The organism is Mycobacterium sp. URHB0021 (assembly GCF_054057895.1).
The window spans coordinates 5,544,152-5,567,366 of the sequence record NZ_JBSRZT010000002.1 but is presented as its reverse complement, the minus strand read 5'-3'; the positions used below and the strand labels follow the sequence as shown (position 1 = coordinate 5,567,366).

The following is a 23,215-nucleotide window of genomic DNA, read 5'->3' as shown; positions in this document are numbered from 1 at the left end:
GGACATGGCATCACGTACCACCACCAAGGTCACGCACTATCACGTTCAGAAGAAGCGCCGAGCCGAGTTCATCGACGAATGGCGCGGATATCAGAAGACCGTGGTCGCGGTCGAGGATGTGAAGCTGGAGCCGACCGCCAGGGGGACGCGTGTCGGGGTGTATGCCGGCGCCGACGCCGACCGCCCGACCCGGTCGATGGACGCCCTGGTGCATGAGATCGACCCCGGCGTGGTGTCGACCATCCACCGGCACTCGTGGGACGCCATGGTGCTGATCGTGGCCGGACACGGCTGGACCGAGGTCGACGGTGAGCGCATCGACTGGGGGCCAGGCGATGCGGTTCATCTGCCGGCATGGTCGTGGCACCGCTCCGGGAATGAAGGCGACACGGTGGCCCGTTACATGTCATTCTCCAGTGAGCCCCTGCTGGAGACCATGGGGATGTCGACCATCGAGGATGCCGGGCACACGCCCGTGAGCGAGCTGCCTGCTCGCCCTGCGTATTCCGCTGAGGTCACCGGTGACGACCCGTACGCCCGGCGACTTCGCCGGCTGGCCCGCGACCAGCGCGCGAGGCGATCTGGCCGCCTCCACACCAGCTGGGACGAGCTCGAGCTGCTGCCCACCCCGCGCGGTACCCGAACGACCTTCCTGCTGGACCGGGCCACCGGCTACCAGGCGTCGGGAATCTCCATGGCGATGTTCGAGATCGGCCCGGGCCGCGGCCAATCGATGCACCGGCACGCGGGGGAGGCGTGGCTCTATGTGCTGGAAGGCACCGGGCACAGCTACCTCGGAACCGAACCCCGAAGGCGGAACCAACCACCCGTGGAAGAAGGGCGACATCATCGTCGTCGACCATTTCCTGTGGCATCAACACTTCAACGACGACCCCGAGAAGACAGCGAAGGTCGTCCGGATCCACATGTTCGACAGCCTCCTCGACACCATGCGGGTGCTGCTGGATCCGCTGGTTCTGTTCGAAGAGCCGCCGGACCACATCCGCGACGCTCAGGCCGGGGACCCGACGACAGTCGACTGGCCGGAGGTGACCAGGCCGACATGGCCGTGATGCCGATTGCACTTCCACCGGGCGTGCTGTCCGTGCACGCTCTGCCTTCGGACCACCACGACGGGCCATGGGACCACATCATCACGCCGCCGGGCATGAAAGAGCGGTTGCTCAACCATGCCCTGCTCACGCTGTTGCACGGGCCCGCCCTCGCCACTATGGCCGGGCTGCCGCACGGGCTCATCATCCTGTCCGGGCCGCCGGGAACCGGGAAGACGACGCTGGCCCGCGGCTTGGCGCAGACCGCCGCGCGCGCGGTTGCCAAGCGTGGCGCCACCACTTATGTGGAGATCGATCCGCACGCCTTCCCCAGCGAATTGCTCGGAGAGAGTCAACGCAACATCAGCCAGCTGATGATGGACACGATCCCCGAACTCGCGGCTCGTCGGCCGCACACGATCGTGCTCATCGACGAGGTGGAAAGCTTTGCGGTGCGCCGGTCTACCGCGTCGTTCGGAGCCAATCCGGTCGACGTGCACCGCGCCACGGACGCGCTGCTGGCCGGGATCGATGCCGTCGCCGCCGACCTGCCGAGAGTGGTGTTCGTGGCGACGACCAACTTCACCGATGCCGTCGACGAGGCCTTCCTGTCGCGGGCGGACCTGGTGCTGACCCTGTCGTTGCCGGACACGGCGACGATGGTGCAGATATTCCGGCACAGCCTGCTCGAGCTCGCGGCCCTGTGGTCAGGCACCGCGCCTCTCGCGCAGGACGACGGCCTGCACGCCAAGCTGGCCGCCGCATGTGCCGGCATGGATGGCCGCAAGGTCCGCAAGGTCGTGCTGACGGCATTGGCGATGCGGACCGACGTGACGCGCGATCCGAACGAATTGACCGCGGACGATCTGCTGGCTGCGGTCGAGCTCATTGCAGCGGACACCGGCGAAGGAACGGATAGGCACAGTTGACCCCCAGTCGGCGCCAAACATTCTGTGCGGGAATGGAACAGCAGTAAGGGAGGACCAACCCCATGCAACTGCGACGGCACGCCAAGCTGAGCAGGGCTGTGTTGGCCGTGGGGGTGGCCGCCGTGATGGCCGCGTGCGGTTCCCCGCCGCAGTCCGGGCCGGGCGCGGAGGGGCAGGCACCGTCGTCGGCGCACGCGTGGGACGGCCTCACCGGATCGGCGCGGGAGTCCGCGCTCCTCGCGACTGCCAAGGGCGAGGGTGACTTGACGGTCTACTCCGCGTTCAACGACGAGCAAGCGATGGCAGACGCGTTCAGCAAGAAGTACGGCCTGAAGGTCGATGTCTATAACGCCAACTCAGAAACGGTGCTTCAGCGCGTTGTCCAGGAAGCCACCGCGAACAAACTTGCCAACGACGTGCTGATAGCGCCGGCCACCGATATGTCGGCCATGGAATCCAGAGGGCTGCTCGGCGATTACCGCTCGACCTATCGGGATGCCATGCCCCCCGCCGGCAAGTCGACGGGGTGGACCGGGGTGCGCCGGCTGGCTTTCGTCGCCGGGTTCAACACCGGCAAGCTCGCCCCGAATGACTTGCCCGTCGACTACACCGGGTTCGCCGACTCGAAGTGGAACGGTCGGATAAGCATGGAGTACAGCGATATCGACTGGTACGCCACATTGCGTCGCTATTACGCGCAGCGCGGGATGTCGGCCGAGGACTTCTCTTCGATGTTCAGGCGAATCGCCGCGAACTCGAAGACCGCCAAGGGCCACACGGTCCAGGCGGAGCTACTGGCGGCGGGACAGTTCGACGCGGCCTTGTCGGTCTACACTCAGTCGGTCAACCGGCTCATCGACAAGGGCGCGGCGGTGTCCTTCGGAGAGGGTACGGGCCACATCGTCAACCCGGTGGTGGTCCGGTACGACGCCGGCGGTGTCATGCGTGGCACCGACCACCCGGCAGGAGCGGCGCTGTACCTGGACTTCCAGCTCGGGCCCGATGGCGCGGCAGTGGACGACCAGCTCCGTGCGCTGCCGCCACTTCCCACCCGGCACGATCCACTGGCCGGTGCGGAGGTGATCGACCTGGACGTTGCCGACCTTGTGGCCAACCGACAGCAGATAGCCGCGGAGTACAACCAGTTGGTTACGGAATCTTAAGCGGCGCAACAATCACGGTGTAGGAGGGTCGACGTCGAGCATGTGTGTAGAGCTGAAGGGTGTGCCGCCTCTGCTGACCGCCGAGGCGCGGGAGCCCGCCGATCGGATCCCGCCCGCCGAGCTGACCCCGCTCGGCCCGGTTTCCTTCGGCTGGGTCGCAGTGCCGGAGGGCGTGGCGGCCTCGGAACCGGCGCCCGTCGTGATCATCTGTCACGAGCGCTACGGCGTCGTTCAGCACACCGTCGAGCTGGCGGAGAAGTTCGCCGCTGCCGGGTTCGTCGCGGTGGCGCCTGACTTCTATGCGGACATGGACCTGTCTGCCGGTCGCGACCGACTGCCCGACATCGGCGATGCCGCCGCCCTTCGGCATCTGGACGCGGCGATCTCGCACGCACGCGGGCTTGACGCTGACGGCGACGACGCGCCGATCTGCGTCATCGGGATCTGCAGAACCGGCAGCTTCGGCATTCTGGCGAGTGCGAAGCGCGACGACATCGCCGCTGTTGTGATGCTGTACGGAGGTGCCCAACCGCGCGAGTACGAGGTCGGTGACCTGCGCCCCACGCCGTACGTCGAGCTGATGAAAGCGGGTACCGCGCCCGTGCTGGGCATTTGGGGGGAGAAGGACCACACCATGTCTGTCGAGCACGTCCGCCGGGTCCGCGACCTCCTCGAAGACGCCCGCCGCAGCTACGAATTCGTGATGTATCCCGATCTTCCTCACGGCTGGCTCAATGACACGATGCCGGGCCGGTTCCGCGCCGAGCAGGCCCGCGAGACCTTCGAGCTGATCGTGACGTGGCTGCGTGCAACCGCGTCGGCGAAACAGGGCACGAGCGTGTCTTGGCGATTCACCTCGACGATTGCCGCGACTTATGACTTCGCCAGCAACGCTCGACTGCACTGAAGCAAAAAATCCTATGACGTTTGGAGTACCAGTGATCCACTATGATTTCCGCGCGACCGGGCTCGTCATCTTCGACATGCTCGAGGCCTACCGGGAACCGATCGAGGCGGCCGGCTCCATCGGACCGACGAAGCGACTGATCGAGGCGTGTCGCGGTGTCGGTGTCCCGATCTTCTATGCGCGTGCCGATCATCGCGCCGACGGTGCGGACTTCGCGCGGACCGTCGCCGACACCGACAGCCACTTCCGCCCCTGGGGGCCCGATAACCCGTACCGCACCGTTCCACCTCACGCATCAGGCTCACCCGGATTGTCGGTGCTTGCCGAGATCGCCCCTCAGCCTGGCGACTACGACGTCCCCAAGCATCGCTGGTCGGCGTTCCACGGCACACACCTGGAACTGTCGTTGCGCAGCCGCGACATCGACACGATTCTGCTGGTCGGCGGGTCGGTGCACGTCGGGATCGCCTCGACCGCATATGAGGCCCGCGACAAGGACTTCCAGATCACCGTCGTGCGCGATTGTTGTCATGGCTTTGCCGAGCAGCGAACCTTCTTCATGGACAAGGTCTTCCCGCGGATGTGCAACGTGCGCTCCGTGGACGAGGTGGTCGCGGGCCTGAAACCGGGAGCTGTGAGGGCTCACGGATAGGGGTTGTAGCGTCGCGAGCTAGACACCATGTGTGACAGGGCTTACCATGAAGAATGGTAAAACCATTGGACACTAAAGGTCGATGAAGGAGAACAGTATGGGGAAAAAGGGCCGCGTATTCGTCCGCGGGCTGACCTCAGAGACGTACGGACTCGGGGAGTTCCGGCGCCAGCAGTTGGCCGTTGAGCGGGTGCGCGACGACGAATTCGTCGTCGACGACGCCAAGGTCGCTCACTCCGGGGACAGCGAGCAGTCCCGCACCTGGTGGCGGATCGGCCCCGGTGACGAAGACTTTCTGACGCAGACCATCCAGGTCCACTTCGTCGAGCTGCCACCGCAGTCGTCCAACCACGGCCACGGCCACCAGAACGAGGCGGCGTTCTACATCCTGGAAGGCCGCGGTTACGAGATCCACGACGATCAGCGTTACGACTGGTCGAAGGACGATCTGGTCTACGTGCACACGGACTCGGTGCACCGCCACTTCAACCCCTATGACGAGAAGGCCCTTGCGCTCGTCGTCAAGGCGAAGTGCACGTGGATGTTCATGGGCCTGATCCAGCAGGGGCGCAGCGGACCCGTCGAGAACGAGGAAGCGTTCGGCCCTCGCGAGGACTGGTCCAAGATCTGGACCCCCGGCGTACTCGACCGCAAGAAGGTCATCAGCCCGTCCGACACGGTCTGGGAGCAGACACCGCTGGGACGGGTGCGTGTCATCGCCTCGCCCGAGCGCACCGACGGCAGGATCTTCAGCATCGACGCCTTCAACCTCGAGATCGAGGCTGGCGGGCACTCCGGCAAATACTGGAAGATGGCCGACGAGGTCTACTACGTGCTCTCCGGCGGCGGCTATGCGCTGCAATGGGAGGTCGAGGCCGAGATTGCCGAGAAGTATTACGCGCGTATTGCCACCACCCCCAAGCGGTTCGAGATGAAGCAGGGTGACACGCTGTACGTTCCGCAGAACCACGTGTGCCAGATCTTCGCCGCGGACGGCACGCCGTTGCAGCTGTTCAATGCGCAGAACCGGGTGTTCAAGCACCTCGGGTATGACACCGTGCACTACTTCGAGCCGGCCTCCGGATCCGCCCAGGCCGTCGGCGAACTCGCTGACACTTCTGCCTGATCGAGTCTTTCGGTCCGGCGGCCGGCTTCACGCGGCCGCCGGACCGAATCACCAGCCGTCCGGTTGCGGCGACGCCGCGACCGTGCTTTCTGCTATCCAGAATCGCCTGGTGTTTTCTGTTCGTCAGACAGACAGTTAGGTTGCCGGTGGACTTCACATCTGCCGCCAAACATGATAGACATCACACTAATGGTCATACAATAAGTCCAGAGATCGCCAACCTGTTTCAGCCCAACAGCCGGCGATCGAACAGACCGGAGTCCGGCGTCGTCGGCACCGGTGTAAACCGAGGAGATAGGACGCGAGGGACATGAAATTTCGACACGGTCGTCGGGTAGCCGCCGTTGGCCTCATGCTCGCCCTGGTGTCTTGCGGCGCCCCGCCGACGGCACCACCTGCGGGCTCGGGACCAGGGGGCGGCGCCTCGAAGTTTCAGCAGTACGAATCGCTGAAGGGCCAGGAACGCCGCGACACTCTCCTGAAGGACGCGAAGACCGAAGGCGCGGTGTCCCTGTACACCTCGATGACGAGCGACGTCGCCGACGCGGTGAGCAAGGCCTTCACCGACCAGACCGGCATCAAGGTCAACCTGTACCGCGCGGACTCGGAGACCGTCCTGCAGCGCATCCTGCAGGAGGCCAGTGCCAACCACGCGGGCGCGGACGTGGTCGAGACCGATGCGCTGGAGATGGCATCCCTCGGCAAGGAGAAGCTGGTGGAGCCCTACACCGGCGAACGTCGCGATATGGTCGGCGCCGAGGGCAAGTTCGACAGCTGGACCGCGGACCGCTACAACTTGTTCGCCCCCAGCTGGAACACCACGAAGGTGGCCCCCGGTGATCAGCCCAAGACGTGGGAAGACCTCGCCAATCCCAAATGGGACGGACAGCTCGCGCTGGAGCTGAACGACTACGACTGGTATCTGACACTTTCTGAGTACTGGCTGCAGCACGGCAAGAGCCAAGCGGACATCGACAAGCTGTTCGGCGACATGGCCAACGGTGCCAAGGTCGTCAAGGGGCACACCGTGATGGGCGAAATGCTCTCGGCCGGGCAATATTCCGTGGCTGCATCGAATTACAGCTACATCGTCCAGAAGGGCGTGAACAAGGGCGCGCCGGTGGCCTACCAGCCATTCGTGCAGCCGATCATCGCCCGCCCGCAGGGCGCCGCGCCGTTGAAGTCGGCGGCACATCCGGCTGCGGCGTTGCTGTTCCAGGACTGGCTGTTCACCGAGGGCCAGCAGGTGTTCGTCGACCAGGGCCTGACGCCGTCGATCGAGCCGGCCAACCTGAAGGACCCGCTCGAGGGCCTCGAGGTGATTCCGGTCGACGTCAACCAACTCCTCGCCAAGCAGAAAGAGTGGAGCGATCGCTACGACGCGTTGCTCTCCCGCAGTGACAAGCTCGGCGGCTGATCCGGCCGCCCGCCCCTCGAGTCGGCATTTCCAACCAGTCCGTGAGGTGAACACATGACCACCACCGCGCCGATGCGGCCGGCACCGCCCCCGTCGATCGATCCGCTCCCAGCGGAGCCGCCACTCTGGCGCCGCATCATCCCCACGCCGAAGTTCCTGACCCTCGGAGTGGTGTCCCTGGTCATCGCCTATCTCGCGATAGTGCCGCTGTACTACCTCTTCTGGGGCACCTTCTTCGACGCGTCGGGTCTGACGTTCTCCGGCTTCAGGCGTGCCTACGGCAACGATCAGATCTTCGATCTGGTCGGCAACTCGCTGTGGTTCGCCGGCGGTGCCGCGCTGCTTTCGTTGGTGATCGGCACGGGACTGGCCTATCTCAACGTGCGCACCGACGTGCCGTTCAAAGCCCTGTTCTTCGCCGCGTCGATCATTCCGTTGGTCATCCCCGGCATTCTGTACACCATCGCGTGGATCCTGTTGGGCAGCCCCGACATCGGGCTGATCAACCACTACTTGGAGCCCGTATTCGGACGCGCGGTGATCGACGTCTTCAGCATCTGGGGAATGATCTGGGTCGAAGGGCTGCAACTGTCGCCGATCGTCTTCCTGCTCATGGTGGCGGCGTTCCGCTCCATGGATCCGTCGCTGGAGGAGTCGGCGCTGATGTCGGGAGCCGGCCGCTGGACGGTGTTCCGAAAGATCACGCTGCCGTTGGCCCGGCCGGCGATCGTCGCCGCGATCCTGATCATGGTCGTGCGCAGCCTGGAAAGCTTTGAAGTGCCTGCGCTTCTGGGCCTACAGAACGGGATCTACGTTTTCACCAGCCGGATCTACTTCGTGCTTCGTGACTATCCACCGGACCTGTCCGCGGCCGGTGCTCTGGCGATCGGCCTGCTGGTCATCGCAGTTGCCGGGGTGGTGATATCCAACTTCGCGGGCCGTGCCAGCAAGAACTTCCAAACCGTCACCGGCAAGGGATTCCGTCCCCGCCCAATGGAACTGGGCAAGTGGCGCCCGGTAGCCGGCGTCATCATCGTGCTGTACTTCCTGCTGACCGTCATCGCGCCACTGTTGGTGCTGCTGTACACCTCGCTGCTGAAGTTCTACGCGCCACCGTCGAAGGACACGTTGTCCAGCATGACCTTCGACAACTACCGGCAATTGGCGCACGCCTCGGGTGCTCTGACCGCGCTGAAGAACTCGCTGATACTCGGCCTTTCGTCGGCCACCTTGGTGATGGCGTTCATGGCCATCGCCGCGTGGATCGTCGTGCGGTCGCGGATACCCGGGCGGAAAGTGTTGGACGGGTTGGCCTTCCTGCCGCTCGTGGTTCCGGGTCTGGTGATGGGCCTGGCGTTGAGCTTCGTCTACCTACGCAGTCCCATTCCGATCTACGGCACCCTGTTCATCCTGCTCATCTCGTACTGCACCCGGTATCTGCCGTACGGCATGCGTTACTCGGTGACCTCGATGCAGCAGATCTCCAACGAGCTCGAGGAGTCGGCACTGGTGAACGGTGCGAGCTGGTGGCAGACGTTCCGGCGAGTCCTGCTGCCATTGCTGATGCCGGGTCTCGTCGCCGGGTGGATTTACATCCTCGTCGTGTCGTTCCGAGAGCTGTCGAGTTCGATCCTGTTGTACAGCCCCGGTAATGAGGTGCTGTCCATCCTCATCTTCGAGCAGTTCGAGAACGGTCAGTTCACCGTGCTGTCCGCGCTCGGAGTCGTCATGGTGTTGACACTTGTCGTGCTCGTCACCATCGCCTACAAGCTGGGGGCCAAGGTCGGCCTCAAGCAGGATTGATTTGGGTCCGGAAAGGAATTATCGACGTGCTTGAAGTCCAGAATCTCGTGAAGACCTTCGACGGCGAGCGACTCAAACGTCGCAAACGCCGCGATCAATCCGCCACCAATGGTGAGGCGCCGGCGCGGGTCTTCGCCGTCAACAATGTCAGCTTCACAGTCCAGCCTGGCGAACTGTTCACCCTGCTCGGTCCGTCGGGATGCGGCAAGTCGACGACGCTGCGCTCGATCGCGGGCCTCGAGCAGCCGGATTCAGGCGTCGTCTCGGTGGGCGGCAACGTGCTGTTCGCCGCGGGCTCCAGTACCCCCAAGAAGGTGAACGTTCCTGCGAACAAGCGTGGGCTGGGCATGGTGTTCCAGTCCTACGCCATCTGGCCGCACATGACCGTGTTCGAAAACGTCGCCTTCCCGCTGCGGGTGCGAGCGCGCGGCCAACGCCCGGGCAAGCGCGAGATCACCGAACGTGTGCAACGTGTGCTCGAGACAATGGAGCTGCTGCAGTACGCCGACCGGCACGCGACCAAGCTGTCCGGCGGGCAGCAGCAGCGGCTGGCACTGGCAAGGGCCATCGTGATCGAGCCGTCGCTGTTGCTGCTCGACGAGCCCCTGTCCAACCTCGATGCCAAGCTTCGGGAATCGCTGCGGTTCGAGCTCAAGCGTCTGCAGCGCGAGTTGGGGATCACCTCGATCTACGTGACGCACGATCAGATCGAGGCGCTGTCGCTGTCCTCGAACATCGCTGTCATGCGGGCAGGTGAGGTGGTGCAACTCGGCAAGCCGCGTGACATCTACGAGAACCCGCAGAGCAAGTTCGTGGCCCAATTCATCGGTACGTCCAACTTCATCGATGGCACCGTCGCGTCACGCGATGGCGACCGCCACGTCGTCGAAACCCGCGACGGCCGACTGACGTTGGACTCCTCCGCGCACATGCCGAACGGAACCGAGGTCGTGGTGTCGATCCGGCCCGAAGCGGTCATGCTGACCACCGAGCGGCCCCTCAACGCGGCCAACATCTGGGAGGGCCAGGTCACCACGCGCGCGTTTCTGGGCGACGCGGTGGATCACGTGGTCGCGGTCGGGAAGCACGAGATCCGCGCCCGCTGCCTGCCGCACGTCTCACACGCCCCCGGTACGGCCGTTTACTTGGATATGGACCCGAGCAAACTGGCCCTCGTCCCGGTCGACTGATCGCGGGTATGCGCGTCGCGGCAGTACTCAAGAACCGCGATTTCGACCTCTACTGGTCCGGAGTCGTCTTTTCACAGGTCGGCACCCGCGGCACCGTCGCGGCGAATCTATATCACGTCTACCAGTTGACCGGCTCGGTCCCCCAGACCGGACTGGTCGGCGCCGCGCAGGCGATCGCGTTGCTCATATTGAGCCCGCTGGGCGGCGTGTTGGCCGACCGCTGGGATCGCCGGCGGCTACTGCAGTGGTCGCAGGCCGTCGCGATGGTCGTCGCTGGTGGGCTGGCGGTGCTCACCCTGACCGGTCACGTCGTGGCCTGGCAGGTGATTCTGTCAGTGGTGTTGACCACCGCTGCGGCGACTTTCGACCAACCGGCCCGGCAGGCGCTGATTCCGGCGCTGGTGCCGCGCGACCAGTTGCCTCAAGCCTTCGCCCTGCTCAACCCGTCCCGTGAGGTCGCGGTGCTGTTGGGTCCGGCGCTGGCGGGCATCTTCATCGGCATCGCCGGACCCGGCCTGATGTACGCGGTAGATGCAGCCACCTACGCAATTCTGGTGATCGTTCTGCAGATGCTGCACGTGGTGAGGCTTCCCGGTGCGGGTAGGCATGTTTCGGTGTGGCGCCAGATGGCCGACGGTGCGCAGTTCGTCAAGGGTCGAAAGATCATCTGGATGCTGATGTCGCTGGACCTGTCGGCGACGCTGTTCGGCGCGTACCGCGTGGTGCTGCCGGCCTTGTGTGCCACGGTGTTTCACGTCGGTCCACAAGGCTATGGCCTGCTGTCCGCGGCGCCGTCGGCGGGGGCGCTGTTGGCGACATACACGGTGTTCAAGGTGGTGGGACGCAGCAGGCGACTCGGCCGCGTACTGCTGATCTCGACCGTCTTCTACGGTGTGTCGAACATCGTTCTGGCGCAGGCGCATATCTTCATCGTCGCGGTGTTGGCAGGACTGTCGATCGGGGCGTTCGACGCGATGGCCACCACAATCCGGCATGCGGCGGTTCAACTGGAGACGCCCGACGATCTGCGCGGCCGGGTGTCCGCGATCTATCAGATGTCCTCACGCGGTGGCCCCGCGCTCGGCGACACCTTGGTCGGATCCGTCGCCGGTGCGCTCGGCCCGGTGACCGCCTTGACCCTGGGCGGGGTGCTGGCCGCGCTCTATGCAGGTGTCTTCATCCTCCGACCGAATCCGGTACGGAGGTATGCGGGAGCCTCGGAAGACGGAGAAGACGCTGAATATGAAGAAGAGCGGGAATCCGCGGGGGCGCAGAAGCCGTCCGGGCGAGCTTGACATCAACCCTATTGGTAATACCATTAGTTCAAAGAGATCGATGGAGGATGCACGTGGCAAAGGATGCGATTGTTTCCGACGACCTGGCGAAGAAGTTCGCCACCGAGAAGGACTCGCCGTATGTGCGCTGGGTCCGCGCCGAGGGTCTGGACATCATCGGCGCGCATTACGTGCCGGATCTGAACACGGTGGAGCTGAAGCCCTGGTCGCGGCGCGGCGGGCGCGGGGTCTTCATCAACCACGAGGCGTCACGGACATCGAATGACTGCTACGTGTGTGAGATCCCCGCGGGCGAGGAACTTGCGCCGCAGCGGCAACTCTTCGAAGAGATGATCCTGGTGCTGTCCGGCCACGGATCGACCACCGTGTGGAACGACGCCGGACAGAAGGTCACCTTCGAGTGGGGACCGAACTCGATGTTCGCCATTCCGCTCAACACCTGGCACCAGCACTTCAACGGTTCGGGTACCGAAGCCGCTCGCTTCGTCTCGTCGACGAACATGCCACCGATCATCAACCTGTACGACGACGCCGAGTTCGTGTTCAACACCAACCACGACTTCCTCGGACGGTTCAACGGTGAACCCGACTACTTCGCCCCGAAGGACGAACAGGACGGACTGTTGTTGAAGACGAACTTCGTCGCCGACGCGGTCGACCTGCCGCTGATCTCGGCCAAGGAGCGCGGCGCGGGCGGCGGGCATATCCGTTTCTCGATGGCGAAAGGCTCAATGAACAGCCATATTTCGCAGTTCGCCACCGCGACGTACAAGAAGGGCCACCGACACGGTCCCGGCGCCCACGTGATCATCCTCACCGGCGAGGGCTTCAGCCTGATGTGGCCCGAGGGGGAAGAGCCGCGACGCTACGAGTGGACGCCCGGCACGCTGATCGTTCCGCCGAACATGTGGTTCCATCAGCATTTCAACACCGGCGCAACGCCGGCACGGTATCTGGCCTTCAAACACGAAGTGGTGTCGGTGCGCAACGCCCAAGGCGTGCCGAAGGCCTGGATCAGCCGGCGGATCGGCGGCGACCAGATCGACTACGCCGACGAGTCGCCGGTGATCCGCGAAACCTTTGCCAAGGCGCTCGCCGAGAACGGGCTGGAGCCACGAATGGACGAAGCCTATGCTGCAGAACTCCCGGACCTGCCGCCCAAGCCGGCCGAGGCCGTTGCGGTTCCGTCGCCGGCATGACATACGACCCGGACCACGAGCACGATGAGCCCGATCTGCCCCTCGAGGACAACCCGATCTGGCAGAAGGACAACGTCACACTGCACAGTGTCGGTGTCGACATCGGCAGTTCGGGCACTCAGGTGGCCTTCTCGCGGCTGGTGTTGCGCAGACGCGGGGAGGATCTGACCAGTCGCTACGTGGTGGTCGCCCGGAACACCCTGTACGAGTCGGAGGTGCAGCTCACGCCGTACACCGACGATCTCCAGATCGATGCGGTCGCGCTCGGCCGGATGCTCGACACGGCCTACGCCGGTGCCGGGCGCCAACCACAGGATGTGGATACCGGTGTGGTGATCCTGACCGGTGAGGCGTTGCGGCGCAGAAACGCGGAGCGCATCGCGTCAGTCGTCGCCGAGCGGGCCGGCGACCTGGTGTGCGCTACCGCGGGGCACCACATGGAGGCGATGCTGGCGGCCTACGGCTCCGGCGCTGCGCGGACCTCACATGACCTGCCGGGCCGTGTCCTCAACGTCGACATCGGCGGAGGGACGACGAAACTCGCGCTGATCGACCGTGGCCGGGTGCTGGCGACCGCGGCGCTACATGTCGGCGGCCGACTGATCGCCGTCGAGGACGGCACCGTGACGCGGATCGAGCCGGGCGGTCGGACACACGCCGCCGCGACAGGCCTCGATCTCACCGTCGGCAGCCCGGCCACCTCGCAGGAGCTCAACGAAATCGCCTCGCATATGGCGGATCTGGTGCTCGCGGCGGTTCGCGGCGAGCCCTCGGCGCACCATGTCTTCCTGACCGAACGGATCGCTGAGCTCGGCGGCCTGGACGGGGTGATCTTCTCCGGCGGTGTCGCCGAATTCGTCTACGGCGTGGAGGCGAGGGATTTCGGTGACCTCGGTCGCCAGCTGGGCGCGCAGATCGCGCAACGGATCGATGCCGGACAACTCCCGGCCCGGCTGTTGCCTGCGACCGAGCGGATCCGCGCGACGGTGCTCGGCGCGTCCGAGTACACCGTGCAGCTCAGCGGCATCACCAGCTTCATCCCGGCGCCGGACACCACCCTGCCGCGACGCAACCTGCAGGTCGCCCGCCCGCACTACCTGATCGACGATGTGCTGCAGCCCGACGTGATCGGCTCGGCGATCGCCGATCATCTGGCGGCCTTCGGCTTGCACGACAGCATTGACGACATGGCGGTGGCGCTGCAATTCAGTGGCACTCCGAGTTACCGGCGTCTGCGGGCCTTCGCCGAGGGAATCGTGGCAGGTCTGCGATACCGGCTCGCAGCCGGCCGGCCGCTGTATCTGATGATCGACTCGGACATCGCGCTCACGCTGGGCACCATCCTGCGCGATGAGCTTTCGGTGACCAACGATCTGCTCATCCTCGACGGTATCGACCTGCGCGACTTCGACTTCGTCGACCTCGGCCGCCTACGCCAACCGTCGAACACCGTGCCCGTCACCATCAAATCGTTGGTGTTCAGCGTCGAGCACGCCGTTCCCGTCGGGGCACCAGCGTGACCGCGGTCGGGGAGCTGACCGAGCTGCGCACGACAATTGCCACCGCGTGCCGGATCCTGGCGCAGCAGGAGCTCGCCGCCGACGTGCTGGGGCACGTCAGCCTGCGGCTGGACGATCAGCGTATCCTGCTGCGCTGCCGCGGACCGCGTGACCGGGGGCTGCTGTTCACCGAGATCGACGACATTCGTGTCGTCGATCTCGACGGTGGTGGTGAACTCGATGGCGGATACGCGGTGCCCAACGAATTCCATATCCACACCGAGTTGTTGCGGGCCCGCCCGGAGATCCATGCCGTCGTGCACGCGCACCCGCGGTGCGTGGTCACTGCCGATCTGGCCGGTGTCGAACTGCGACAGGTGTTCGGCGCGTACAACATTCCGGCGTCACGGCTCGCGCAGACCGGACCGGCGGTCTACCCGCGAGCGGTTCTGGTCCGGACTCCAGGGCTGGGCCGAGATGTCGCGGCGGCCATGGCGGGGGCGGACGTGTGCATCCTGCGGGGCCACGGCATCGTCACGGCGGGGGAGTCGGTGCAACAGGCGACGCTGCGGGCACTCGACCTCGTCGAGTTGTCACGCTTCTCGGCGGAGGTGGCACTGCTGGGTGGACGGCCGGCGGAGCTGTCGGACGAGGACCTCGCCGAACTGCCGGATCTGGGCTCGTCCTTCAACGACCTCTCGCGCTGGCGGCACTATGCCGGACGGCTCGAGGCCGCCGGCTTGGCCGTTTAGCGCGAACAGCTCATACGCCGCCCTCGGCCTTGGCCAGCGGCGCGACCCTGCGGCCCAGGTAGGAGCATTCCGGCTCGTACAACAGGGCCGATACGTCGGCGGCGGTCAGGGTCTTGATGAGCTGGTCGGCCTGGCCGGTGAGCGGCAGCACGAGCCCGCCGCCCTGCGCCAGGTCGGTAACGAAGTCCATGTCCTTCTCTTGCCAAGTGAACCGCGTGGAGTCCCAACGCCGCAGGGTGCCGTTGTCACCCGGGCACTTCAGAAGTACTTCGCGCATGCGTTGCGCATCCACCCCGTATCGCTTGGCGATGGCAAGCGTCTCGAAGTTCGCCACACAGTGAATCCAGTGCAGGAGGTTGTTGCACGTTTTGGCCAGTTGGCCCGCACCGAGGGGGCCGACGTGCTCCACACCGCGGCTGTAGGCCATCATCACCGGGCGCGCCCGTTCCACGTCGCCGGCTTCCCCCCCGCACAGCGAGAGCAGATTCCCCTCCTGGGCGCCCTTGGCGCCAAAGACCACAGGCGCGTCGATGAGTCGAAGCCCCTTCGGCGTGACGATGCGGGACAACTGATGCATGAACTCCAGGCTGTGGGTGCCTGCAACGACGATGAGTTGGCCTGCAGTGCCGTGAGCCACCAACTCTTGGGCGACGGCTTCCATCTGATCGTCGGTGCGGAGGCAGGCCACGACGATCTCGGCCTTCTCGCCCATTTCGGCCAGGCCCGATGCAGGTGTGGCACCGCCCGCCGCTGCGGTCGCCAACTGCTCGGCGTCGATGTCGTACGCGACGACGTCGAAGCCTGCGGTCACCATGTGGCCCGACATCGGCAATCCCATATCGCCGACACCGACGATTCCGATCATGCTTTTTGCCTCCTTGTTCGGAGAAAAGCCGCGGTGCGGCAGGGGTTGGCGTTAAGTTCTAATGGTATTACAATTAGGTTGATTGTGATGCGGTTCTCACCGCGTAAGTTTTGGCAGACAGCTGAGAGGGTGGACGGTGCTTAGGCCCGAAATCAATGAGCTCTTGACCCGCACTGGACCAGGTACGCCGATGGGCGAGATGTTCCGGCAGTACTGGATTCCGGCCATGCTCGCCGAAGAGCTTCCCGAGGACGACTGCCCTCCGGTGCGGGTGAAGCTGTTGAGCGAGCGGATGGTCGCCTTCCGCGACAGCGAAGGCCGGTACGGGCTGATCGACGAGTTCTGCGCGCACCGCGGTGCTTCACTGTGGTTCGGCCGCAACGAAGGTTCGGGACTGCGCTGCCCCTACCACGGGTGGAAGTATGACGTCACCGGGCAGGCCATCGAGGTGCCCTCCGAGCCGGAGAACAGCACGTTCTGCGCGCACGTCAAGCTGACGTCCTACCCGCTGGTCAAGATCGGCGACGTGCTCTGGACCTACATGGGTGACCCCGAAAAGCAACCGCCGCAACCCGAATTCGAGTTCGCACTGGTCCCGCCCGAGCAGACCTACACCTCGAAGAGGTGGCAGGAATGCAACTGGCTACAGGCTTTCGAGGGCGGGATCGACTCGAGCCACGTGTCTTTCCTGCACTCCGGTGGCCTCAAGTCCGACCCGCTGTTCAAGGGCGCCAAGGGCAACGAGTACAACATGGCCGACCTCAAGCCGTTCTTCGAGGTGGCCGAGGCCGACGGTGGCCTGTTCGTCGGCGCGCGGCGTAACGCCGAAGAGGACACGTACTACTGGCGCATCACCCCATGGGTGATGCCGTGCTTCACGATGGTGCCACCGCGTGGTGACCACCCGATGCACGGTCACTTCTGGATCCCGATCGACGACGAAAACTGTTGGGCCTACTCGTTCGACTATCACCCGGTTCGCGCGCTGACGGCCACGGAGGTACAGGCGATGCGGGACGGCCACGGAGTCCACAGCGAGAACATCCCCGGCACCTACCGTCCAGCGGCCAACAAGGACAACGACTACCTGATCGACCGGGAAGCTCAGAAGCGCGGCGACACCTATTCAGGCGTCAAGGGCATCGCCATGCAGGATGCCTCGCTGCAGGAGAGCATGGGCCCGATCGTGGATCGGACCAAGGAGATGCTGGTATCTGCGGACAGCGGCATCATCAAGGCCCGCCAGAAGCTGAAGAGAGCGGTCGAGGCGTTGCGGGACAAGGGCATAACGCCTCCTGGTGTCGACCCGGCCCACCACCGAGTCCGGTCCGCGGCGGTCGTCCTGCCGCGGGAAGCATCGTTCGTCGAGGCCTGTCGCGAGGACCTGTCGGTACGCGAGGGCGTGCGGCAGTCGTCGGTATGACCGTCTCGACCCGGCCGATCCTGGGCAGCAGTTGCGCCAGGGCGACGACGGCTGCCGAGATGAGGTACCGCATCGACCGTCCGATCCGTGGTCGCCGAGGTGCGCGCATCATCGGACTCGATGCCGGAGCCGACGCGATCGTCGAGCGGATCTCCCACGAAGAGTGGGGTCATGCACGGTTCCTCACGCTCGGCGGGCCTGCCGGCGATACCGGCCCCCTTGGCTCCGGATCGGTCGAACTGCGCGCTACCGACGGTGGGGCGTCCAGCCTGCTCGCCGAACTCGAAGAAGCTGATGTGGTGATCATGGTCGCCACGGTCGACTCCGACGCGGCCGCGGCCACCATCATCGGTGCGGCGTGCACCGTTCGCGCAATCATGACCGCCGGCCTCGTCATCGGCGATCCATCACTGGTCGGCGGAACGGTGGCGGTGCTGCGACCGCACGCTCGGGTGCTCATGGTCAGCAACGACGAGCGGGATGCCATCGATATGTTGACCGCACTACGGGCTTGAGGAGTGATGTGACCGCCAAGGTGAAAATGGCCGACCTGCAGGCGATGAAGCGTGACGGCACCAAGATCGTCGGCGTCGTCGCCTGGGACTATCAAATGGCGCGCATCGTCGACCGGGCCGGAGTCGAGTTGGTGTCGGTCGGCGACACGGTCGGGGCGAACCTGTGGGGGCAGCCGAATCCGCTCGAGGTGACGATGGACCAGATGCTCGTCGTCAGCCAGGCAGTGCGTCGTGGAGTGCGGCGGGCGTTGCTGAGTGTCGACTTCCCGTTCGGCCCCGTGCAGGAAGGGCCGAAGAGCGCAGTGCGCGCCGCGATCCGGTTCGTCAAGGAATCGGGTGTCGACATGGTCAAGCTCGACGGCGCGTCGGACCACCTCGACGCCGTCACGGCGGTGACCCGCGCCGGCATCCCGGTATTCGCACAGTTCGGTATCACGCCGCAGACATCGTTGAAATACGGCACCAGCTATAGCGCGACCCCCAAACCCGGCGACACGGTGCCCGATGAGCTGCTTGAGGAATTGGTGGGGGAGGCCAAGCGTCTGGAGGATGCGGGCGCTGCTCTACTGAACTTCACCAATTCCGGGCCAGTCGTGGGCCCTGTTGTCGCACAGTCAGTGTCGATACCGGTGCTCGGCGGGTTCGGCGGAGGGCCGTGGTTGGACGGCCGGATGCGGATGGCCACCGCTGCGATCGGCTACGCCGCCGACTCGCTGGACGATCCACCCGACACGTATGCCAACGTCGCTCGCATCGCCCACGACGCGATCACGGCGTACGCCGAGGATGTGCGGTCCGCTCGCCAGATAAAGGGCGGCATCCGGGCATGAGCGCGAATCCGACGGTCGACGTATCCACCGCGGTGGTCGACGGAATCGTCACGCGCTACTCGGTGGCGGGTTCCGGGCCACCGCTGCTGATGTTCTCGCCGGGCGGCTTCAACGCCACCATGCAGAACTGGGAGAAGCATGGGCTGTATCAACGCACGGAGATGCTGTCGCGGCTGCGAGAACGGTTCAGCTGCATCACGTTCGACAAACGGGAGTCAGGCGGTTCCGGCGGACGTGTGGAGCGGCTGCGCTGGTCTGACTACGTCACCCAGGGTGTCGGCCTGCTCGATCACCTGAACCTCGATCGGGTCCACATCATGGGGGCATGCGTGGGCTGTTCGATCGCCGCGCGGATGGCGTCGACCCACCGCGATCGGGTTGCCGGCGTCGTGCTGTATTCGCCTGCGGGCGGACCCAAGTACCGAATGAAGCAGCACGCCCGGTTCTGGGCCCACTTGGCCTACGTCGCCCAGAACGGGCTGCCCGGCGTTGCCGCGCTGGCCGCCGACACCGATGCCGGCTTCTCCGACGACGGTCGCGTCGGTCCGTGGGTCACCGTGCTGCGCAACGATCCCGAATTCGCGGAGCGGTACGTGCTGCTGGACCCCGACTGGTACCAGACGGTCGTCGCGGGTATGGGCAGGCTGCTCTTCGATCGCGACACCGTGCCCGGTGTCGAACCGGAAGATCTGCTCGCCCTTGATGTTCCCGCGTTGATCGTGCCGGGACAGGACACCTCGCACGCACCCTCGGCGGCGCGCTATCTCCAGGAGTGCCTGTCCCGCGCGGAGTACTGGGATGTGCCGGTCGCCCAGCAGACCGCGGAATCGGCGCCGGCGCGGGTCGGCGATTTCCTGGAGTCACTGCCCCTTTGAGACGTGGCGCGCGGTGCGACCGATATGTGTGCGCATTACTGCGGTCGCCTTTTCGATATCGCGCTTCTTGACTGCGGCGACGAACTGACGGTGCTCACGGTTGCCCCGGATACCCATCTCGGGATGGGCTTCCCTGACATGCCGCATGGACAGCAGCGTGGGCCCGTGGAACGACGCAGCGAGCATGGCGATGGCTGCGTTGTGGCTGGCGATGGCGACTCTGGAATGGAACTCCGCCGACAATTCCATCGGATACGAACCGTTCTCGAGGGCGGCATCACCGCGGTCGCAGATCTCGTTCAGTTCGGCGATGTCTTCTTCGGTGGCGCGCTCGCACACCATCGGAATGATGCCGAGCTCGAAGATCTGCCGCGCTTCGGTGACTTCCCTGTCCGTGAGGTCTGACATGGTCAGCAGGTCGATGATCCCCTCGCCGATGCGCGCGCTCGTCGGCGCTGTCACAAAAGCACCGCCGCGCGCCCCGACCTTGATGGCGACCATGCCGTTCGCCTCGAGTCCGCGCAACGCCTCACGAACGGTGACCCGGCTCACGCCGAATTGTTCCCCGAGTTCACGTTCGGCGGGAAGCCGATCGCCCGGTTTCAGTTGACCGTCGCGGATCAACAACCGGATCTGATCGACGATCATCTCCGACGCGCGTCCCGGGGTGACCCGACTGAAAAGCCCGTCCACTGCCCGCGACGACGCCATCGTTCCTTCTGAAGCCATGGACCAATGATAATGCCACCAGACCATACGATGGGGACTTCCGTTTGCCGGGCGCGTGGCGGGCACACCGGTCAGCAGAAAGGGTCCCCAAAACGATTGCACGGCCTGCCGAAGTGCGTCTAGAGTCGCCAACGTGCCGAGACGACTCGTAGTAGCAACCCGCAGCGGGGTCTGATCCTGACCGACCCCTCGCTGTGGGTCGTCGCTACTTCGTCGGTCACTTCCTCTGAAGACAAGAGAAGTCCGGCACATGAACTCCACAACCGCTACCAGCGCAGCGCCGCTGACGTTTACGGCCTACATCGGCGCCTCGATGCCACGCGGACTGCGCGAGGAGGCCGAGGCAATGTCGTACGAGGCGTTTCTGGATGAATATGCGGCCAGTTCAGGACCGTTGCGGCTGGGCCACTGGGCGTGCACCGACGCTGAATGCCCGTCGAGCCGGCTGGGCCCCCAGGCCCGCAACTACGAAGCCACCCTTGCGGTCGGCGACCGGATCAGCACGTCGTCGGCCGCTGCAACCGGCCCCATCGCCGCGCTGACCGCGATGCTCTACGAACGCGGCATCGCCATGGAGATGACCGCGTTCCACCAGGTGCCGGCCGGTCAGGACACGGCGACATTCATCCGCGGGTTCGACGGTGCGCATTCCGAATGGGCGATGGGTCTTTCGGATGATCCGACGCAGTCGGCGCTGCGCGCGCTCATCGCGTGTGCGAATCGCCTGCTGACCGCCGCCTGAGGTTTCGGCGCAGGGCCGTCAGTGCAGGGGGCGCAGCACGATCGGCATGCCGTCCATCGGGATCGGCATCCCCGCGTAGTCGTAATGCGGCCGATAGCCGGGGTGGGGAAGTTCCAGCCGGTAGCGGCGCAGCAGTCGATGCATGACCGTCTTCACTTCGAGCTGACCGAACATCATTCCGATGCATTTGTGCGCGCCACCGCCGAACGGAGCAAAGGCGTAGCGATGCTTTTTGTGCTCGCTGCGTGGCTCGGCGAAGCGGGCCGGATCGAACCTGTCGGGATCGGTCCACAGCTCGGGCAACCGGTGGTTCATGCTCGGCCACGTCACCACCAGGGTGTCGGCCGGCAGGTGGTAGCCCAGCAGGTCGGTATCGCGAACAGTTTGGCGCACATTGAGGTGCAGCGGTGTCACCAGGCGCAGAGCTTCGTTCATTACGAGGTCGAGGGATTCGAGTTTCTCCAGTGCCTCGATATCGAGAGGACCGTCGCCGAGAGGGTCCGATTCGTCTCGCACACGTTCCTGCCAGTCGGGGTTGGCGGCGAGGTGATACGCCATCGTCGTCAGCGTCGATGTCGAGGTGTCATGTGCCGCCATCATCACGAAGATGATGTGGTTGATGATGTCTTCGTCGGAGAAGCTGTTGCCGTCCTCGTCGGAGGTATGGCACAACACCGTGAGCATGTCGGTGCCGTCGGCGTTGCGACATTCCTTCACACGTGCGGCGAAATAGTCCTCAAGGACCTTGCGGGCCTGCAGGCCGCGCCACCATTTGAATGGGGGAACCCCGGTGCGGATGATCGCTCCGCCTGCCCGGGTGGTCGTGGTGAAGGCCTGATTCACCTTGGTGACCAAGTCATGATCGGTGCCCGGCTCGTGGCCCATGAACACCATCGACGCGATGTCCAGCGTCAGCTTCTTGGTGGCCGGATGGAACAGGAATCGCGCGTCGTCGGTCACCCACTGGTTGGCAACGACGTCGGACGCCACTCGGTCGATGTGCTCGACGTAACCGGCCAGCCGGGTCCGGGTGAACGCCTCCTGCATGATCCGCCGGTGGTACATGTGTTCGTCGAAGTCCAGCAGCATCAGCCCGCGGTGGAAGAACGGCCCGATTATGGGGTGCCAGCCCTTCTGCGAGTAATCCTTGTTGCGATTGGAGAAGACGGCCTGCGTCGCGTCGGGGCCGAGGGCGATGACCGATTGAAGCGCGGTGGAATAGGAGTAGGAGACCGGGCCGAATTTCCGGTACACGCTCAGCGCGTATTCCGGGCCGCCACGGAATGATTCGATCATGTGGCCGACGACGGGCAGGCCCGCGTCGCCCACCACCGTTTTGAGGCCGCTGCCGGGTGCCGGCTCGGCCAGCGTGATCTGATCCCAGTCGCGTTTCGTCAGTCGCTTCTCGAGCGCGCCCATTCCCGGAATGTTGTTGATTGTGGGTATCAGCCGTCGTTTGGCCTGGTCAACCAGGTAATCCTTGGTGCTGATGGTCGGCATCTGGACACTCCTGAAATGACACGCTGTGGTGGATGTCACCCGACCATCCATCCTGGTATGGTGTCTTGACGCGTGTCAAGTTTTGAAACCCGCGAGTCGTGATGAAAAGGTCTACTGCCATGACGGCCGAACCCGCACAACAGGAAATCCGCCGGAGTCGGGGTGATCGGCAACGCGACGCCATCGTTGCTGCGGTTCGTGAATTACTCGAGGAGCGATCGTTCGCCGACCTGTCCGTCAGCACCATCAGCGAACGTGCCGGCGTTGCGCGGTCGGGCTTCTACTTCTACTTCGACTCGAAATACGCCGTGCTCGCCGTGATCCTCGCCGATGCCGGGGACCTGCTTGACAACCTGACCCATCACTTCGCCCCCCGTGAGCCGGGGGAGACACCGTCGGAGTTCGCCAAGCGGATGGTCGGAAGCGCCGCCGCGGTCTATGCCAGCAACGACCCCGTGCTGGCCGCCTGTGCGGTCGCGCGCAACACTGACACCCAGATCCGCGAGATGATGGACGACTTCTACGACTCGGTGATGAACAAGATCGTCACGCTCGTCGAACAGGACGCCGATGCCCGCCCCATCTCCGACGACCTGCCGGGACTGGTCCGCACCCTGGCGGCTACGACGACGATGACGCTGACGCACGACAGCACCTTCGTCGGCAGAGGCAGTGCGCCGGAACGGGCGATCGAGATCGTCGAGCGGTTGTGGATGAGCGCCCTCTGGCGTGAGTCTCGAGACGACTGACCC

General features: G+C 64.9%; 21 protein-coding genes. 18 read left to right on the top strand and 3 right to left on the bottom strand.

Translation table 11 applies throughout. The features are described from left to right. Window positions 1-4: 4 nt before the first annotated feature. From ACVWWN_RS29865 to ACVWWN_RS29810, 12 genes are all read left to right on the top strand, one after another. Entirely contained in the window at window positions 5-1,981 is a 1,977-nt protein-coding gene (locus ACVWWN_RS29865; protein ID WP_457147094.1) for an AAA family ATPase, read from the top strand. 62 nt (window positions 1,982-2,043) lie between these two features. After that, complete coding sequence (locus tag ACVWWN_RS29860) at window positions 2,044-3,144, top strand: ABC transporter substrate-binding protein (protein ID WP_457147093.1); 1,101 nt, start codon at window positions 2,044-2,046, stop codon at window positions 3,142-3,144. Window positions 3,145-3,184: 40 nt separating this feature from the next. Continuing rightward, entirely contained in the window at window positions 3,185-4,051 is an 867-nt protein-coding gene (locus ACVWWN_RS29855) for a dienelactone hydrolase family protein (RefSeq protein ID WP_457147092.1), read from the top strand. Between the two features lie 31 nt (window positions 4,052-4,082). After that, the gene (locus ACVWWN_RS29850; RefSeq protein ID WP_457147091.1) at window positions 4,083-4,703 is read left to right on the top strand and encodes a cysteine hydrolase family protein; all 621 of its coding nucleotides are present in this window, start codon (window positions 4,083-4,085) and stop codon (window positions 4,701-4,703) included. Window positions 4,704-4,785: 82 nt separating this feature from the next. After that, window positions 4,786-5,829 (top strand): cupin domain-containing protein, encoded by a 1,044-nt coding sequence (locus ACVWWN_RS29845; RefSeq protein WP_457147090.1) that lies wholly within the window; start codon window positions 4,786-4,788, stop codon window positions 5,827-5,829. Window positions 5,830-6,139: 310 nt separating this feature from the next. Further along, window positions 6,140-7,246 (top strand): ABC transporter substrate-binding protein, encoded by a 1,107-nt coding sequence (locus tag ACVWWN_RS29840; protein ID WP_457147089.1) that lies wholly within the window; start codon window positions 6,140-6,142, stop codon window positions 7,244-7,246. Between the two features lie 54 nt (window positions 7,247-7,300). Next, entirely contained in the window at window positions 7,301-9,049 is a 1,749-nt protein-coding gene (locus tag ACVWWN_RS29835; protein WP_457147088.1) for an ABC transporter permease, read from the top strand. A 26-nt stretch (window positions 9,050-9,075) separates the two neighbouring features. Continuing rightward, entirely contained in the window at window positions 9,076-10,239 is a 1,164-nt protein-coding gene (locus ACVWWN_RS29830) for an ABC transporter ATP-binding protein (RefSeq protein ID WP_457147087.1), read from the top strand. Window positions 10,240-10,247: 8 nt separating this feature from the next. Next, entirely contained in the window at window positions 10,248-11,534 is a 1,287-nt protein-coding gene (locus tag ACVWWN_RS29825; RefSeq protein ID WP_457147086.1) for an MFS transporter, read from the top strand. A gap of 53 nt (window positions 11,535-11,587) precedes the next feature. Beyond that, the gene (locus ACVWWN_RS29820) at window positions 11,588-12,733 is read left to right on the top strand and encodes an ethanolamine ammonia lyase-activating protein (RefSeq protein ID WP_457147085.1); all 1,146 of its coding nucleotides are present in this window, start codon (window positions 11,588-11,590) and stop codon (window positions 12,731-12,733) included. After that, entirely contained in the window at window positions 12,730-14,253 is a 1,524-nt protein-coding gene (locus ACVWWN_RS29815; protein WP_457147084.1) for an ethanolamine ammonia-lyase reactivating factor EutA, read from the top strand. Before ACVWWN_RS29820 ends, ACVWWN_RS29815 begins: the two co-directional genes overlap by 4 nt. Further along, on the top strand, window positions 14,250-14,984 hold the full coding sequence (locus ACVWWN_RS29810; protein WP_457147083.1) for a class II aldolase/adducin family protein: 735 nt from the start codon (window positions 14,250-14,252) through the stop codon (window positions 14,982-14,984). The genes ACVWWN_RS29815 and ACVWWN_RS29810 overlap by 4 nt, the downstream gene beginning before the upstream one ends. A gap of 10 nt (window positions 14,985-14,994) precedes the next feature. Here ACVWWN_RS29810 and ACVWWN_RS29805 read toward each other — a convergent pair whose 3' ends face one another. After that, the gene (locus tag ACVWWN_RS29805) at window positions 14,995-15,849 is read right to left on the bottom strand and encodes an NAD(P)-dependent oxidoreductase (protein WP_457147082.1); all 855 of its coding nucleotides are present in this window, start codon (window positions 15,847-15,849) and stop codon (window positions 14,995-14,997) included. A gap of 190 nt (window positions 15,850-16,039) precedes the next feature. Here ACVWWN_RS29805 and ACVWWN_RS29800 point away from each other — a divergent pair, with 190 nt between their 5' ends. The 4 genes from ACVWWN_RS29800 to ACVWWN_RS29785 are packed head-to-tail and all read left to right on the top strand — an operon-like array spanning window position 16,040 to window position 19,492. After that, on the top strand, window positions 16,040-17,272 hold the full coding sequence (locus tag ACVWWN_RS29800; RefSeq protein WP_457147081.1) for an aromatic ring-hydroxylating dioxygenase subunit alpha: 1,233 nt from the start codon (window positions 16,040-16,042) through the stop codon (window positions 17,270-17,272). Continuing rightward, entirely contained in the window at window positions 17,269-17,787 is a 519-nt protein-coding gene (locus ACVWWN_RS29795) for a 3-methyl-2-oxobutanoate hydroxymethyltransferase (RefSeq protein ID WP_457147080.1), read from the top strand. Before ACVWWN_RS29800 ends, ACVWWN_RS29795 begins: the two co-directional genes overlap by 4 nt. A gap of 8 nt (window positions 17,788-17,795) precedes the next feature. Further along, window positions 17,796-18,617 carry a 3-methyl-2-oxobutanoate hydroxymethyltransferase gene (locus tag ACVWWN_RS29790; RefSeq protein ID WP_457147079.1) on the top strand — a complete coding sequence of 274 codons (822 nt, stop codon included), beginning with the start codon at window positions 17,796-17,798 and terminating at the stop codon, window positions 18,615-18,617. Continuing rightward, entirely contained in the window at window positions 18,614-19,492 is an 879-nt protein-coding gene (locus ACVWWN_RS29785) for an alpha/beta fold hydrolase (protein ID WP_457147078.1), read from the top strand. Before ACVWWN_RS29790 ends, ACVWWN_RS29785 begins: the two co-directional genes overlap by 4 nt. Here the strand turns inward: ACVWWN_RS29785 and ACVWWN_RS29780 are convergent. Further along, complete coding sequence (locus ACVWWN_RS29780) at window positions 19,478-20,221, bottom strand: FadR/GntR family transcriptional regulator (RefSeq protein ID WP_457147077.1); 744 nt, start codon at window positions 20,219-20,221, stop codon at window positions 19,478-19,480. The genes ACVWWN_RS29785 and ACVWWN_RS29780 overlap by 15 nt on opposite strands. A gap of 250 nt (window positions 20,222-20,471) precedes the next feature. Between ACVWWN_RS29780 and ACVWWN_RS29775 the strand changes: the two genes are divergently transcribed. Further along, window positions 20,472-20,963 carry a homocitrate synthase gene (locus tag ACVWWN_RS29775; RefSeq protein ID WP_457147076.1) on the top strand — a complete coding sequence of 164 codons (492 nt, stop codon included), beginning with the start codon at window positions 20,472-20,474 and terminating at the stop codon, window positions 20,961-20,963. Between the two features lie 18 nt (window positions 20,964-20,981). Here ACVWWN_RS29775 and ACVWWN_RS29770 read toward each other — a convergent pair whose 3' ends face one another. Beyond that, window positions 20,982-22,463 carry a cytochrome P450 gene (locus ACVWWN_RS29770; RefSeq protein ID WP_457147075.1) on the bottom strand — a complete coding sequence of 494 codons (1,482 nt, stop codon included), beginning with the start codon at window positions 22,461-22,463 and terminating at the stop codon, window positions 20,982-20,984. 119 nt (window positions 22,464-22,582) lie between these two features. Here ACVWWN_RS29770 and ACVWWN_RS29765 point away from each other — a divergent pair, with 119 nt between their 5' ends. Beyond that, complete coding sequence (locus ACVWWN_RS29765) at window positions 22,583-23,212, top strand: TetR/AcrR family transcriptional regulator (protein WP_457147074.1); 630 nt, start codon at window positions 22,583-22,585, stop codon at window positions 23,210-23,212. Window positions 23,213-23,215 lie beyond the last annotated feature (3 nt).